The sequence below is a fragment of the Nostoc sp. LEGE 12454 genome (genome assembly GCF_056620565.1).
Window position 1 is genome coordinate 297891 of record NZ_JBWQXL010000002.1, and the last position, 16326, is coordinate 314216.

Here is a 16326-nt window from a genome sequence, read left to right on the forward strand (position 1 = left end):
CTTCTAGTAGAAGTCTGATATCAAGTCCCGTTTGCCAAAAAAAGGTTTCTTAAAAAATGACACAAACACAACCAACAATTACACCTAAACTAGAAGAGCCTAAGTTTGGCTTTAACGAATATGCCGAACGCTTGAATGGTCGAGCTGCAATGATTGGCTTTGGTTTGATGCTGGTGATTGAATACGTCACCAATCAAGGGGTGCTATCATGGCTGGGTCTGAAGTAGTGCCATCAACAAGCACAATCTTGAAGTTGTAAGCTAGTAATTAAAAGAGTTGCAACCAGCTGGAACAACCAGTTGGTTTTGACTTCAATAATTAATAGCGGAGTCTTCGCCCTAGATAGATTAATTATACTTAATTCATAAATAACTGCCCTAGAATGTAAGCAAAAGAGGAATGCGAAATACCTATTAGCGATTGAAATATCATAGACTTGCAACTAATATGTGCAAAGCGATTAATGAGTAAATTTCCTCCCCCTACTAAATAAATCATAACTTAGTGTCTGCCTTAAATGAGAAAGGCAAATTATGGGTGAGGTATTCTTGGTAAATATACACAAAAGGTGAACTGGAACCAACCAAGCTGTGATGAATGCTGTATTACCTCGTTTTTTGAAGTCAACCTACCGAAAAGAGCCACTAATCAGTGTACTGATGACGATGGGCGTTATGGATGCCCTGATTGGCGGATTGAATGATAGCTGGTCGTTGTTTGCTTTTGGTTTGGGAACGGCAGGGATAGCGCTAGGCTTTAAGTTGTGGCGTTTCCAGCAGCGTCGTCCTTTACCAGAGGAGGCTGTAGTGCAACATTATTTGCCCTCTCGTTCTTCTAGTGCGCCTTTACCAATGTTAAGCGTTTCTAAGAAAAAACCACCTCTTTAAGATATGCAGAGTTATGACTTAAAATAACTCTGCAAAATTTATTGGGTTTAACTGTATCTATAAAAGTGAGGAAAAAGAGTGAGTAGTGAGGGAAGAGGTGGCGGTAATTTTCTGCGGCCATATATTATCCTGGCATTTATGGCAGCTGTTGCCCTTCCAGTGATTACCTGGGGAGGGTTTTATATTCATCAAGCTCATGCTGCCATTGAAGAAGTAACGCCAAACTTCCCAGCTAAAACTAACTTTGCTAATGCTCAACTAATTTACACACTCAAAGGACATAACGGAACCATTAAATCCCTCGCTTTCAGTCCAGATAGCAGAATACTTGTAAGTGGAGGTGCAGAAAATGAGGGTGTAATTCGCCTGTGGAATTCAGCAAACGGCAAAAAGTTGGCGACTATTAACAAAGCACACAAAGCTGCCGTAGAATCTTTAGTGATTTCACCAGATGGGCAAACCCTCGCTAGCTGTAGTGATGACGATACAATTAACCTCTGGAGCCTAAAAAATTTAAAATTTACCCGCTCTTTTGTCGGACATACCAGTAACGTCTTATCTTTAGCCGTGTCTCCTGACAGTAAAGTTCTTGTCAGTGGAGCTTTAGATGGGATTCGGATGTGGGACTTGCTACAGCAGCGCCCTCTAGGAATTATAGTACGCTTTGATAATTTAATTTATACTCTCGCTATTAGTCCTGATGGACAGACCTTAGCTAGTGGTGATAATAAGGGTGTAATCAAGCTGTGGAATTTGAGTACTGGTAAATTAATCAGTGAATTGGCAGCTCATTCTAGTGCTGTTAGCGATGTGATCTTTACACCAGATGGACAAACATTAGTTAGTGCTAGCCACGATCGCACCATAAAACTGTGGAATATTAATACTGGAGAATTAGTCCGCACCCTTACAGGACATAATAACTGGGTAAATGCGATCGCTCTTAATCCCGATGGACAAACCCTTGCTAGTGCCGGTAGAGATGGAATTAAATTGTGGGATTTAACTACAGGGGAGTTAATAAATACACTGAATGGACATACAGACTGGGTAAGTGCGATCGCTTTTAGTCCCAATGGTAAAATTCTTGCCAGTGGTGGATTCGATCGACTAATCAAGATTTGGGGGATTCCCACAAAACGAAAGTAACAGCGATCGGACAAAATAATCGTGAAATAGTAAACTATATCCCCGATTTCTTTTAAGAAATGGGGGATATCATTTTGACGCTCCTTTCAAGGCTTTGTGAATCGCCATAGCTCAAATTATCACCTCGTGTAGAAAGTCAGGCTATCGCTAACGCCGAAAAATTCCCCCAATCATTTCCCGTATCTGCTAAACTTTGGTCTTGCCTTTTTAGAGTTTTTGTAGTAAAAAATCAACCAAAGCTCAGATCGAATTTTGCTATAACTAGTCAAAATCAATGATGGTAGCAACCAATAGCGACCCAAAATCTTGAAGAACTGTGAATACTTGATGAAAATACACCCGAACTAATATCTTATCCAGCAAATTACTGTAAGTATAAACATAGGTAATTTCAAATTATCTGTGCAGTTACTTGCCCTCTAGATCGGAACAATTTCTGAACTTAGACAATCTTAGAAATGGTCATCGTCAGTAAATGCACTCAGTTAAAAGTCACGAACTCGTGTGAAGCCAAGGTTTGTAGTGCTTAACCGCTATTTTGAAGATAGGATAACTTGCTACTTAAATGATGTTTAATTTTCCCGAACTGCTTTTGATCCCCATTTCGATAGAATGACTAGGCAGAACCCTAAAACTAAAAACCGCTTTTGACTGCGACGCTCATGAATCAACTGAACAATGGTTTTACGCTATTTTTAAGTCTGCTAGTCGAGGCGATGCCTTTTTTGCTTCTTGGGGTTTTATTCTCCAGTTTGCTGCTGTTTTTTGTTGATGAGCGCAAACTAGTAGAAAAAATGCCCAAAAATCCGCTGTTGGGTGCTTTAGTTGGCAGCACGATCGGCTTTTTGTTTCCGGTGTGTGAGTGCGGGAATGTACCGGTAGCGCGGCGATTCCTGATTCAAGGAGTACCCACACCAGTCGCAATTGGTTTTTTGCTAGCAGCACCAACAATTAACCCAGTTGTAATTTGGGCCACTTGGACAGCATTTCGAGATCAGCCAGAAATAGTGGTCTTACGAGTCGTATTTTCCCTAACAATTGCCACAATTATCGGGTATGTTTTCAGTTTTCAAAAGGACTTAAATCCCATAGTCCAACCTGCGATCGCTCGTTATATGAAGTTTAATCCAGCCGCGCAGCCCCAAACCAAACGCCGTGGTAAGCCTTACCAAGGACAACAGGAAGAAACAGTACCGAATCTGTTGCAAACTGGGACTTATATCTTAGGAGGAAAAGCAGGTATACCTCTACGGATAGATCCTAATTTAGTATTGCCTACCTCAGTCTCTACTGCTGATAAACCCCTGGCAGCTAAACTGCGCCTAGTTGTGGATAATAGCATCCAAGAATTGCGGGAATTGGGCGGAGTGATGATTTTAGGAAGTGCGATCGCTGCTGCTATTCAAGTCCTAGCTCCCCGTGAATTAATTCTCAGTTTGGGTGCTGGGCCCATTACCTCAATTGTGGTCATGCTGATATTAGCTGTAATAGTATCAATTTGTTCTACAGTCGATTCTTTCTTCGCCCTATCTTTTGCCTCAACCTTTAGCAGCGGTTCATTATTAGCATTTCTGGTGTTTGGGCCAATGATTGACATCAAAAGTGTTGGTTTGATGTTATCTATTTTTAAACCCAAGACTATTTTTTACTTATTTGCTTTAGCAGCACAATTGACATTTGTCTTCACTCTTTTCCTGAACTTGCACGTCTTTTAAGAAAATATTTGTCATTTGTCAGTTGTCCTTTGTCCCTTGTCAGTTGTCCTTTACAAATGACCAATGACTAATGACCAATGACTAATGACCAATGACTAATGACTAATGACTAACAAAAATCCCAAATCTAAAATCCCAAATCTGTTACTCCCTTGGCTAGATGCTCTAGCAATTACTGCTTGGGGCATTTTGATGTTGAGATATTGGCTAACTAATAAGCTGAACCTGCTGATTCACCCAAATTACTTTTGGTTAGTGATTGTGACTGGTATCAGCTTCATCATTATTGGTTTGTTCAAGATGCAGGAACTTTGGCAAAGGCGTCGCCGTGATGTTACGCCAAACACCCAGCATATTAGTTTATTTCCCCCTGGTTGGGGCAGTGGTTTGTTGTTGACTACAGCGATTTTAGGTTTTATCATTACACCGCAAGTTTTTGCTAGTGACAAAGCACTCCAAAGGGGGGTGACGACTGATTTATTGGGAAGCACACGTGTCAAACCCCAAGCCTTTCGCGCTACTGTTCGTCCAGAGGAGCGATCGCTTGTAGACTGGGTACGTACTGTCAATGTCTATCCAGAACCAGATACATATACAGGACAAAAAGTCAAGGTACAGGGATTTGTAATTCACCCGCCCGATATAGGAAAAGAATATTTGTTTTTAGCACGATTTGTCTTAAGTTGCTGTGCAGCAGATGCTTACCCTGTGGGATTGCCCGTCAAGCTACAAAATAATCAAGAGCTTTACTCTGCTGATACATGGCTGGAAGTAGAAGGACAAATGGTGACAGAAAATTTAGCAGGTAAACGCCAACTTACCATTGCCGCTAACTCTCTGAAAAAGATTCCTCAACCCCAGAATCCTTATAGTTATTAGTTATTTGTTGATGACAAATGACAAATGACAAATGACAAATGACAAATAACCAATGACTAAATCTAAAGCATTCCAACCACTGGATCGTATAGCGATCGCACTAATGTTACTGCTGAGTGTGCTGATTGGGTTAATCATCTTGCAAGGTGATGTGGTAACTGCTCGTGTCCGGGAATTTACTTGGCAAAATCAACAAATTGGGGCAGAAGATAATTCCTTCACCCTCACCTTCAGCCGCCCAATGGAAACAAAAAGCGTCGAGGATAACTTGAAAATCGAGCCGCCCCTAGCAGGTAAATTCAGTTGGGCGGGGCGGCGGATGGTTTATACACTGGTGACACCAGCACCTTATGGCACAAATTATAAAGTGCAGTTACAAGGAGCTAAAGATAAGTTTGCGGAGCAAGAGGGCAAAAATCGGCTGATACAGGCCTTTACAGGTAGCTTCCGTACACGCGATCGCGTCATCCTTTATATCGGAACCGACAAAGAAGAACAGGGACGATTAGTTCTTTACAACTTAACCCAAGAGCAAAAAAGGGTACTTACCCCCAAAGACCTGATAGTAATCGACTTTGAGTCATTTCCTGATGGGGAGAAAATTTTATTTTCTGCTCGCGCCGCAAACAATCAAGACTTACTTTCAGCCCAACTGTATACAGTAACAACAGGTGTTTCTGCGAAATCTGGACAAAAAGCAGAACCGGAAGGCAAAGTTGACCTGACTTTAGATAGTAAAGATTATCAAAACCTGAAATTTGACCTATCACCTGATGGGCAAACTATTGTCATCCAACGGGGAAATAAAACTAATCCTGGTGACTTTGGACTATGGTTTATGCCAGCAATCAGTGATGGTTCCGCAGAAAAACCCACCCCGAAACGTCTAAAAAGCCAGCCGGGGGGAGACTTTATGGTGACACCAGATAGTAAAGCCGTAGCAGTTGCCCAAGGACAGGGAGCAGCGATTTTACCACTGCAAGGTGATGCCAGTAAACCTTTGGATTTTCTGCCGCAGTTTGGTTTGGTACAAGCTTTCTCCAAAGATGGCTCTCAAGCCGCAATGGTAAAGTTTAATACAGATTACACGCGAGATTTGTTTTTAGTGACAAACCAAGGTGTGCAGAAACAGCTATTAAAAACAACAGGTTCAATTCTCAGTTGCCAATTTGACATTGCTTCACCCACCCTCTACTGCTTGCTAACACAGCTAGTATCGAAGGAACAATACATAGAACAGCCCTATGTGGTGGCAATTGATTTGAAAACTGGGCAACAGAAACCACTATTAGTACTGCCTCCCGCTCAACGGAATGTGCAAATGAGTTTATCTGCCGACGGTTTGGGCTTGTTATTTGACCAAGTAGTACCGCAGACAAATCCCCCAGCATCATTACCCACAAACACTTTGAAAACTGATGATGGAGATACGATCGCTACCAGTAGCCTGTGGTTAATGCCTTTATTGCCCATCGCTGATGCTGCGACTGTTGAAATTAGGCCAGAACAACTCCCCTTAGCTGGATTTCATCCCCGATGGCTACCTTGAGAGAATAATTCGTAATTCGACTTTCAATATACCGAAAAGTTTTGTGATCGCTCTGTGATGATTACCTGTCCAAGTGTACTTTTGTTGAAAATTAGTGATTTTAAATGCCAGTGTTGAATGGCTGAGTTGATATTGTGACATAAGTAAAGTTAATAAATCAGCCAAGCGTAAGAGCAAATCTAGCAGCAGAATATGATTATGGTGTGATTACAGAGAATTTTTTCAAAGAGTTGCGAGAAAATTGAACTAGAGAAATATTTGGTTGAGCTATGGCTGCAACTACCCCAGTTCTAACTGATAGTAAAAATAATCTTATCATTGAGTCAAGCAATCAGCTTTTGTCTTTTTACCCCAAAAACTGTATCGTAAACTACCTTTTTTAGCAATCGGCCCCCAGAAGGCGAACACTTAGATTATGATATGTGAGCAAAGTTGCTAAAAAGATAAATTGATTACGGTATTTATTAAAAAATTTATATATAAAAATATTTGGTCTGACAAAATAATACACTGTTATACAAAAGTAATTTTTATACAAAAGCTATTTGGAGATGACTAAAGTATGTTTCACCTCAATTCTGCATCAGGATTCCAAAAGAATTAGATGAGCGTTTCGTAGATTATGTGCAGCTATTAACAATACTCTAGATTTGGTTTTGAACTTGGGAAGTGTAAGAGAGAAAATATTGATGGCAACTAAACTGATTGAATTAGAAGATGGCACTTTAGTAGAGGTAGAAGTACTAGGGGAACAAGTCCAACAAATATCTGGAGGTTTTGCAGATAAAGTAAGTGCTACTTTTGATAGGGTTAAACCTCTTTTAGTCAAAACCTGCCGTCCCATTGCTGCTGCTTGCCAAGAACTGAATGAAGAAATCAGTATTGATGAAGCTGAGGTTGAACTTGGTTTAAGCTTTGAAGGCGAAGGAAATCTTTATATAACTAAATCAAAAGCGGGTGCAAACTTAAAAATCAAACTAAAATTTAAGCCAAAAAATAAATTGGAATGAACCCAGAAGATTTACAAAATTCTATTGTTTTAATTACCAGTAGTGAATCGAATAATAGCCGTTTTGGAACTGGCTTTATCATTCGCCAAGTGAGTGGAACAGCTTACGTATTGACTTGTGCCCATGTTGTAAGAGATGTCGGCGGAACAGAGAAAGTCAAAGCTGATAGTAAGCCAGCTACAGTAATTGCTTCTGGTGAAGATGATGGACTCGACTTAGCTGTATTACAAGTGGATGGGCTAGGGGGTAAGTCAGAAATTAATTTACAAGTATCTGGTAAGAGAGAAAGTCCTTTTATAACTGCTGGTTTTCAATTGTATGATAAGGCTCATTTAATCAGGTCATTGCAAGGTAATCTTGGTGAACCAGTAGGATTACAGTCAATATATATTGGAGAAAGGATTCAAGCTTGGGATTTGCGTATTGATGGTGACTACTCGTTACAACCTGGGTACAGTGGTTCTCCTGTAGTTGATGAATCCAGTGGTTGTGTTTTAGGGATAGTCAGCCATCGCCAAGGGGAAGGTAAACGTGGATTGGCGATCTCTATTGAAGCTCTGGAGAAAATTTGGAAGTTTATAGACCGTGAACAGTTATATCGTTCGTTATTAAAGTTGGGTTATACCAGACAAGTAAGGTTATTTCGCCAATTAGTGAAGGAACATTCTATTGCGGCTTTATTGATTCATGGGTCGCCAGATTATGGTCAACGCTGGTTGTTAAATTTGTTGCTAGTCAAACATCTTTCCTATATAACAACAAGCAGAGTTGTGAAAGTTGGGTTGACCCGTAGAGTTCGACAAATTGATGCCACAGCTCTTTGGCGTGAATTCTGTAGTTATATTCAGTTGCCTAAAAATTCCTCGTTAGCAGAAATTGCTCAAGGAGTTTATAAGTGTTGCCAAACTCAGAATATGATTTTGATTTTCCATAATGTAGAGTGGATGCCCAGAGAAAGTTTGCAAGATTTAATTCAAGATTTTTGGTTGCATTTAGCAACAGAAGTGCAAAATTCTCAGTTGATGTCAAACAAATCAAAGTTATTAATGTTTTTAGTTGATTATGAAGGTAGTGTGGGTAGCTTAGAGGATTTTTTTATTGCTGAAAAAGATGCTAATAAGCCCAACTACACACCAGTAAAAACACCAAAAATTAACGAATTTTCTCAAGATGATTTACTCAACTGGATTGAGAATGAGAGTGATGAACTACCAGATGAACTTGCGAGTGAAGTTGACAGCACAGTTCAGGAAATTTTAGATAACAGTCGTGGAGGTATCCCAGAACTTACCTTAGAAGAAATTTGTACTAGATGCGGCTGTAATTGGTATGAGGAGTCGGAAAAATGGTTGAGGTACTAAATAATAAAATACCTAAATACACTGGAAAAATTCAGCCTCCACAAGCAGAAATTGATTCTGATTCAGGACAACTTCTTTATCCTTACTTACCGAATGACGAATTAATTGATGTTGTTAATTTAGCTATTTATTTAGAAAGACCTTTATTACTCAAAGGGGAACCAGGATGCGGTAAAACTAAATTAGCTAGGGCAGTAGCTTATGAATTAAAGTTGCCGTTTGAAGCCTGGTATGTAAAATCTACCAGTCGGGCGCAAGATGGTTTATATACCTATGATGCTGTTGGTCGTTTACGAGATGCTCAACTAGCAGCAAGTCAGATTAATAAACAAGAAGATATTTTACGTATCAGTGCCCCTGAAACTTATGTGCGTTGGGGACCCTTGGGAAGGGCTTTTCAAAATAACCAGCGCACGGTGGTGTTAATTGATGAAGTTGATAAAGCTGACATTGACTTTCCCAATGATTTACTGTTAGAGCTAGATGAACGGCGATTTATTGTGGAAGAAATTGGCCAGAAAATTCGAGCCAAAGCAACACCAATCGTTTTTATTACCAGCAACGATGAGAAGGAATTGCCTGATGCTTTCTTGCGTCGTTGTATATTTCATTATGTTGAATTTCCCAAAACTGAACAACTGATAAAAATTGTAATCAATCGTTTTCCAGATTCCTCTAAACCAATTGTTGAAGCTGCGGTTAGTCGATTTATAGAATTGCGTCAACAGATGCAAGCAGAAATAGGGAGAGGAAGCAAAAATGTAACTACAAGTGAGTTACTAGATTGGTTTCATGCATTACGTCGCTATCCTGAGGATGAAGTATTAGGCAAACTGGAGGGCAAATTACCAGACCTGGGTGTATTACTGAAAAATTGGGATGACCATGTTCGTTATTTAAAACGGGTTAGAAGTCGTGGATAAACTGCCTTTACTGGAATTGTTTACCAGTTTACGAGAAACTGGGTTGCCACTGGGAGTAGGGGAGTATCAGGTAGTTTTACAAGCTTTACAAGCAGGTTTCGGGATTACAGACCGAGATTCTTTAGCTCAACTTTGCTGTGCTTTATGGATTAAGTCTCCAGAAGAGAAAAGAATATTTAATTATTATTTTGATAGATTAATTCCTGAAGAGATTGTGTCTGAAACTTTCACTCCAGAAATCGCTTCAGGAACCATAAAAATTATAGAGCCATCCTCTAAAAGTTATCAGCCCCGACTCAGACCCTACTTGACTATAGGAGGAATGATTCTGGGAGGAACATTTATTTTTGGAGGAGCCGGAATTTTTGTCGCCATAACTTTTTCTCAACCCTCTTCTTCACCTGATACCCAGCTATTGCCAAATAATCCTTTAAAGTCGGAAAAACAACAGCAAGCCCAGACTCAGCTAACAGGGAGTAGCATCATAATATATTTAATTTTTGTAATTATTTTCTTGTTTGTATATGCGTTATTCGTATTAACCGTAGTTGGAATAGATTTATGGATGGGTAGACGACGTGTTACACACAATATTCGTTATAGACCTATTACTCCTGAATCCCAGCCTAATATTCCTAGCAATTTCCTTTCATCAGAGCTAATTAAACAGATCGATGATGAAGTGCAGGTTGCAAGGGCAGGAACGCAGTCTGTTATCACAGAAGATACTTTTAACTCAGTTGCTGCGTATTTTCCTGTAAGTCGTCGGCAAATGAAGCAGAGTTGGCGCTACTTACGTTGTTTAGTGAGAGAGGGACCAGCAGTGGAGTTGGATTTGATAGCCACTGTCAACCAGATTGGACGACAGGGGATATTGCTTAACCCAGTTCTTGTCCCCCGTCGCATTAATCGCACTCAACTACTGTTATTAATTGACCAAGATGGTTCTATGATGCCTTTTCACACAATCTCCCGTCGCTTAGTGGAAACTGCATTGCAAGGAGGTCGTTTGGGCAGGGCTGGTATTTACTACTTTCATAACTGTCCAACTGAGTATTTTTATCAGGATGAGGCTCGTTTGTCAGATGAACAGATAGATACTGTTTTGGCTCAACTTAATCAATCACAGGCAGTTGCCTTGATTTTTAGCGATGCAGGTGCTGTCCGTGGAGGCTTTAGCGATGAACGTCATCGACTAACTAAGATTTTCCTAGAGCGTCTCAGGAGGCAAATGCGTTATATTGCATGGCTTAATCCCATGCCGAAATCACGCTGGGTAAATACCACTGCCCAAGAAATTGCCCACCTTGTTCCCATGTTTGAAATCAATCGCCAAGGTTTAGATAGTGCGATTGGTGCGCTACGCGGACACTATTCCAATCAGTAGGAGGCTAGTAGGTAAAATGAATCAGTCAAATATATCTCTAGCCAGAATAAAAAGAAAAGGAGGCATTCAGCGCATTAATTTTTTTCGGGAACGTTATGGAGATGCTCATCTATACTTGGCTTATCATGCTGCCTTTCCCTTAGCTTTAACACCGGATTTACTGTATAGTCTATGGGCAAATTTTCAGCGTGATATTAACGGTAATGTACTAAATATTCCCTGGATAGCAATAGCTGATTTACTTTTTTCTAATCTCTGTGAAGAAGTTGGGCATGAACTTTACGAGATGGAAAAGACGGTACGCGATGTACTACTCAAGCAGTTAAAAGATAATCCTCGTTTTGGAGTTAAGCGGATAAACGAACTATCTGAATTTTTACTATTTGATGTACAGTCACAATTGGATAGTTCTGATATTGACATTCGTGACTTGGCTCAAGCCCAGCGCTGGGCTGCTTTGGTATACACCCAAACAGGGGAAGCCGCTCGGGAACTAGCATTAATTCTTGCTGGATTACAACTGGAAGATACAGCAGAATGGTCACGCATGACTTCTTTGATAGAAACTTTTAGCGAACCACTCCAAGAAGCAAATTTCAAGTCACTATTAGTTTATGTCAGAGGAATGTATCATTTTGTACGTGGAGAACTGGAAGCAGCTGCATTAATTTTCGATGAACTGCCAGGACAGAAACAACAAATAGAAGTTGCAGGCGTAAGTTTGCCAATTCCGATTCAGATACAAAGGCGGAGAAGCCCTGCTTTACTTCTAGAAGTTTTTCAGTTCAATGTTGCTCAGGTGAGACGCAAGCCTAAGCAATGGATGTTTGACTCGGAGTGGACAGTCATTCGTAGTTCCAGCCAAGCTGAGTGCTTTGGTGAAGATTGGGGCGAGGGAGTGGTATTGGAGATGGTATCTATCCCAGGTGGCACATTCAGGATGGGTTCACCGGATGGGGAAGGAAACGAAAGCGAACATCCTCAACACTCAGTAACAATTGCTCCCTTTTTTATGAGTAAATACCCTGTAACTCAGACACAGTGGCGAGTAGTTGCAGGACTACCCAAAGTTAAAATCGACCTCAATCCAGACCCAGCGATTTTCAAAGGTCCCCATCGCCCTGTCGAAAATATCAGTTGGTACGACGCAGTTGAGTTCTGCGAACGGCTACAGCAAAAAACTGGAAAGTATTATCGTCTTACGACTGAAGCAGAATGGGAATATGCTTGTCGAGCAGGAACCACTACGCCCTTCCATTTTGGCGAAACCATTACCCCTAAATTAGCTTGCTACAACGGAGAAGAAAGGTATGCTTTTGGGCCTCAGGGCAAATTTAGAACAGAAACTACTGAGGTAGGATTCTTTAATGTAGCAAATGCCTTTGGTTTATACGATATGCACGGTAATGTTGGTGAATGGTGTGCTGATCGTTGGCGAAAAAACTACAGTAGTATTTTGAAAGATGAAACTAATTTGAATCAAGAACGAGTTGTAAGGAGCGGTTCTTGGCGTGACGTTGCATTTGATTGCCGTTCTGCAAGTCGTGGTAGAGACAAGCCTGAAACTAGGGAAAACGAAATAGGCTTTAGAGTGGCTTTTTCCTTAGGGAGAGCTTTTTTAAATTTTATTTAGATATTTAACAAAATTTCATATAAATATTTTACTTTTGAAAAATTTATGAAAAAATCCGAAATGCTACGGTGTAAACTTGAATCTTATTAAGTCGCTCGTAAATAGCAATGAAACAGGAAACTGGGTTAAGGCTGAAACCCTTACTTGATAGTTTTTTTATCCACTGACAAGACTAGGTGTAATTAGCCTTTTATTCGTGTGATAACAATCTTTACCACACGAATAAAAGCACCGAACTCTTTACTGCATAAAAAATACAGTAAAAATAAAAATAATTGTAAACAGATATAGGCATTAGAGGCGCTGATGATTGCTGAATTCAGAAACAAAGAGTTTGGAATCTCTGAACTTATCTTTAGGGGTTATAAGACTTTTAAAGATAACTTTCTTTCTATAGTACTAATTACTTTAATTGTCGATCTCCCTTTTGATATTATAGAAGCAAATCTAGTTCCTATTGGTAGTGAAGAACTTGGAATATTAACTTTATTTTTTTTGATTTTCCACTATCCTGCATGGATAGCTACAGCAGTTATAGTTGAACAATATATAATCAACGGACCAGATCGTTATGATTCCTTGTGGATAAAAACATTATCAGCCTTAAAAAAATCATTCTCTAGATGGGGAGCTTTCCTAGGTACAAGTACTATATTGGGGGGGCTAGCTATTTTACTATTTTTCATATTTTTGATTCCAGGTTTTATTTTTCTTGTTAATCAATTCTTTGTCCTGGAAGTTGTTGCTCTCAGAAGTTATAGTGGTAATTCTGCATTGTCCTATAGTAAATCTATTGTTCAAGGTAGATGGTGGAAGGTATTTTTTTTCTGGATTATTTGGTTTATTCATACTTTTATACTAGCTATTTTAGTGGTTTTTTTGTGTGAAATTATCATTGTGATAAATCCTACAACTGTTTTATTATCTACAATAATAAAAAACTTTTTATTTAGTTTAATTAACAATTTTTTCATAGTTAATAGTACTATATTTTTCTTAAACTTAGATTATCGAAAATGATTATTGGGTATTATTGATTTAATTCTATACTCATAAAGCGTTTTTGATAGGTGCAACTACGGACGCACGGTTTCGGAAGAGAGGGGTGAAGTAGGAACATTCAGTAGACCGAAAAGTTTTGCGTTCGCTCTATGATGGATACCCACACACCTAATTGTTGTCTAAAAAAAATTGCTAGTGAAGAGAGTTTTTACGCCAAGCAGTAGACCGCAACTATGGGGTAGCCTGCGAAATTTGTTTACCGTTTGGTTGATTTTGGTTGGTTTTTGGGTTCTATTTAGTAAGTTTAACTTATGCTTTATCCAAAACAATAAGCTTTTTTACATTCCTCAAAAAACTGTATTATACACTACTATTTTTTAGCGAGCACAGAAGTTTTCGGTCTACTGACTTTAGAAGATCGGTTAAGGTAGCGACAGCAAAACTCGAGTTGAACCTAATGGAGTTCAGTTCCATCCTTACGCAGCAGATAGCGATCGCTAATTAACTTCAAGACGACTCTACCTATTTCTGGATGCATAATGCACAAAATTTAGCCTTTGGCGGAGTGGAGTCTCTGGCTTTAATTAAGTAATCAAACAAACCAGATATTACGAATTATGAATTAGTAATTATTTGTTGATAATTTATCCAAGCTTCCCAAAAAATATAAATTGATAGTATTCCTAAGAAGATGCGAAGTACTAAGCTCACAGTATAATCTGGTAGTTTTGGCAATGTGCGAGTACTCATTTGAACGCCTAAAAGACCTCCACATCCCAAAACCATACCTTGAGCAAACAGAATATTTCCCTCTAATGTATGTCCTGTACAGGCAGCTAAAGCAGTGATGACAATCACACCCAAACTAGTCTGAATTGCTACTTTAATTTCCTCTCCTAGTAGCAGCATTTGCAGTGGCACCATAATCGTACCGCCACCTAAGCCGAATAAACCTGCTAAAATTCCTGCTGCTCCCCCAGTGCCAATTTTAGAAACTAATGGGTTAAATACTGGGACTGTATCCCCTTTTTCCTGGAATGACAGTTGCTTGCGAAGCTCAATCAGATAGATGTTAGTAAGTAGTATGATGCCAAATGTAAATAGTATTATATAAGATGGAATTTTATTGGCGAAATAGACTCCTATTCCAGTAGTTAAAAAAGCTGGAATTCCTAAATAAATTACTCGTTTAAAGTCAAAGTAGCCCATCAACCAATTTTGCAAACTTCCAGAAATTGAAGTAATTACAATAGCAAGGCTACTAGTAGCGATCGCTTGAACGGGAGTATAACCTAGTGTGACTAAAAGAGGAATTGTGATAATACCGCCACCTATTCCTAAAAGTCCAGCGATGACTCCAGATATTAAACCCCCACTCACTAAAATCAACCAACTAAAATCAATCATAAATAATTCTTTTTCTAGAGACTGACTTGGTGTGATTAACCTTGTACTGTCAGCGGATGGCTAACAACACCTCCATAGAGCAATCCAGAGTCATTCCACGGAACTTTACTCGGTTGTGTATTACCTAAATTGTCAGTAGCACGAGCCTGGAGAAAATATTCCCCAGGAAGTGGGTTCCATTCAATGTCCCAGCGTACCCACGCAAATGGAAAATTTGGTTCTCTCAGTCGTGCAAATTGCCAAGTTTTACCACCATCTAGGCTGACTTCCACACGGACAATTTTTCCTTTCCCAGACCAAGAACGTCCACGTAGTAAGTGGGTTTTAGCAGAAAGAGTAGCTGGCCAAGCCAACTCAAAAGCGCTCTTAACATTTTGATAGGTAATCAGCTTACCTTTATACGGTGCGATCGCTGGGTAGTCTGCACCAACCAGCACCATCTGCTCCGTCACCCACTGGGTATATATCGGTGTTTCAGAAACCTCAATTCGCTCAATCCATTTAACGTTGGCGTTTCCTCCCCAACCAGGGAATAACACACGGCATGGCTGACCATGATCTGGAGGTAATGGTTCTCCGTTCATGGCGTAGACGACAAGCGAGTTATCTGCTAATGCTTTGCTAATTGGAACTACACTGCTGAACTTAGATTTATTTGTCTCCTTTGAGTCCAGCGAATCCACATCTGCACCCTCAACGAGTACATCTTGTGCTGTGGATTTCAATCCAGCTCGCTCTAATAACATACCAAGTGGTACACCAGTCCACTCAGCCACACCAATAGCCCCAAGTCTCCACCGCGTTCCAGGGAGTGGTGTGTTGTAAGCTTCTTCAAAGAAGCGCCGACCGTTAGCAGCACACTCAATGGCACAAGTGATTGAGATGGATGGCATGGCGATGATTTCATCGTAGGTAAACTCACAAGGTGCTGAAACGCCAGTTCCATGAATTTGCAAACGCCATGTAGATGGGTCAAAGGGAGGTGGTGCGCTACGGTTGTGAACATAGAACCAATCATTTGGTACTAAATAACCACGTCCATACATCGCTTCCCAGTTCATCTCTAATGTGCCCTTGCTATGAGAGATATACCCTGGTGGCAATGGCTTAAGTATTTTGCTGCCTTTAGTTTTAATAGCTGCCTGACTGTGAGCAAGCGCAGGTTTAGCTAATCCCCCGATGGCTGTAGCGCCAACCATAGTGGCAAGTATTTTCAGAAAGCGCTGGCGCGAAATACCTGCATCTGTACTTTTTTGCCAGATGCACTGTTCAACCCGTGCTTGTAAATAATCCTCCTGGTCAAAGAGGTTTTCATCGCTCAAGCTTACCCCCTTTTAATTTGTAATTCGTAATTAAGAAACAGAGAATCAAGGAAGTTGAAGTAAGTCTTTCCCCTCTGCGCCTCGGTCACTGAGCGTAGCCGA

The 16326-nt window shown here is 40.1% G+C and carries 14 protein-coding genes; 12 read left to right on the top strand and 2 right to left on the bottom strand.

The window, feature by feature from the left end:
* Positions 1 to 56: 56 nt before the first annotated feature.
* From AC1F2U_RS03535 to AC1F2U_RS03590, 12 genes are all read left to right on the top strand, one after another.
* Complete coding sequence (locus AC1F2U_RS03535; RefSeq protein ID WP_099099534.1) at positions 57 to 227, top strand: hypothetical protein; 171 nt, start codon at positions 57 to 59, stop codon at positions 225 to 227.
* A gap of 366 nt (positions 228 to 593) precedes the next feature.
* Positions 594 to 887 (top strand): hypothetical protein, encoded by a 294-nt coding sequence (locus tag AC1F2U_RS03540; protein WP_480259853.1) that lies wholly within the window; start codon positions 594 to 596, stop codon positions 885 to 887.
* A gap of 78 nt (positions 888 to 965) precedes the next feature.
* Positions 966 to 2036 (top strand): WD40 repeat domain-containing protein, encoded by a 1071-nt coding sequence (locus tag AC1F2U_RS03545; protein WP_480259854.1) that lies wholly within the window; start codon positions 966 to 968, stop codon positions 2034 to 2036.
* A 662-nt stretch (positions 2037 to 2698) separates the two neighbouring features.
* Positions 2699 to 3751: a permease gene (locus AC1F2U_RS03550; RefSeq protein ID WP_480259855.1), complete on the top strand. Its 1053-nt coding sequence runs from the start codon at positions 2699 to 2701 to the stop codon at positions 3749 to 3751.
* Positions 3752 to 3856: 105 nt separating this feature from the next.
* Complete coding sequence (locus tag AC1F2U_RS03555) at positions 3857 to 4630, top strand: TIGR03943 family putative permease subunit (RefSeq protein WP_334935913.1); 774 nt, start codon at positions 3857 to 3859, stop codon at positions 4628 to 4630.
* A 52-nt stretch (positions 4631 to 4682) separates the two neighbouring features.
* Positions 4683 to 6179, top strand: coding sequence for a hypothetical protein (locus AC1F2U_RS03560; RefSeq protein ID WP_480259856.1), 1497 nt, complete (start codon positions 4683 to 4685; stop codon positions 6177 to 6179).
* Positions 6180 to 6868: 689 nt separating this feature from the next.
* The gene (locus AC1F2U_RS03565) at positions 6869 to 7189 is read left to right on the top strand and encodes a CU044_2847 family protein (RefSeq protein WP_480259857.1); all 321 of its coding nucleotides are present in this window, start codon (positions 6869 to 6871) and stop codon (positions 7187 to 7189) included.
* Entirely contained in the window at positions 7186 to 8550 is a 1365-nt protein-coding gene (locus AC1F2U_RS03570) for a trypsin-like peptidase domain-containing protein (RefSeq protein WP_480259858.1), read from the top strand. The genes AC1F2U_RS03565 and AC1F2U_RS03570 overlap by 4 nt, the downstream gene beginning before the upstream one ends.
* Positions 8535 to 9473: an AAA family ATPase gene (locus AC1F2U_RS03575; RefSeq protein WP_480259859.1), complete on the top strand. Its 939-nt coding sequence runs from the start codon at positions 8535 to 8537 to the stop codon at positions 9471 to 9473. Before AC1F2U_RS03570 ends, AC1F2U_RS03575 begins: the two co-directional genes overlap by 16 nt.
* Complete coding sequence (locus tag AC1F2U_RS03580) at positions 9466 to 10860, top strand: hypothetical protein (protein ID WP_480259860.1); 1395 nt, start codon at positions 9466 to 9468, stop codon at positions 10858 to 10860. Before AC1F2U_RS03575 ends, AC1F2U_RS03580 begins: the two co-directional genes overlap by 8 nt.
* Before the next feature lie 16 nt (positions 10861 to 10876).
* On the top strand, positions 10877 to 12493 hold the full coding sequence (locus tag AC1F2U_RS03585) for a formylglycine-generating enzyme family protein (protein WP_480259861.1): 1617 nt from the start codon (positions 10877 to 10879) through the stop codon (positions 12491 to 12493).
* 306 nt (positions 12494 to 12799) lie between these two features.
* A complete protein-coding gene (locus AC1F2U_RS03590; protein ID WP_480259862.1) occupies positions 12800 to 13513 on the top strand; it encodes a hypothetical protein in 714 nt (237 codons plus the stop codon).
* Between the two features lie 597 nt (positions 13514 to 14110).
* On the opposite strand, the gene AC1F2U_RS03595 is transcribed toward AC1F2U_RS03590, so the two are convergent.
* Positions 14111 to 14902 (bottom strand): sulfite exporter TauE/SafE family protein, encoded by a 792-nt coding sequence (locus AC1F2U_RS03595; RefSeq protein ID WP_480259863.1) that lies wholly within the window; start codon positions 14900 to 14902, stop codon positions 14111 to 14113.
* Between the two features lie 35 nt (positions 14903 to 14937).
* Complete coding sequence (locus AC1F2U_RS03600; protein ID WP_480259864.1) at positions 14938 to 16224, bottom strand: sulfite oxidase; 1287 nt, start codon at positions 16222 to 16224, stop codon at positions 14938 to 14940.
* Between the last annotated feature and the right edge of the window lie 102 nt (positions 16225 to 16326).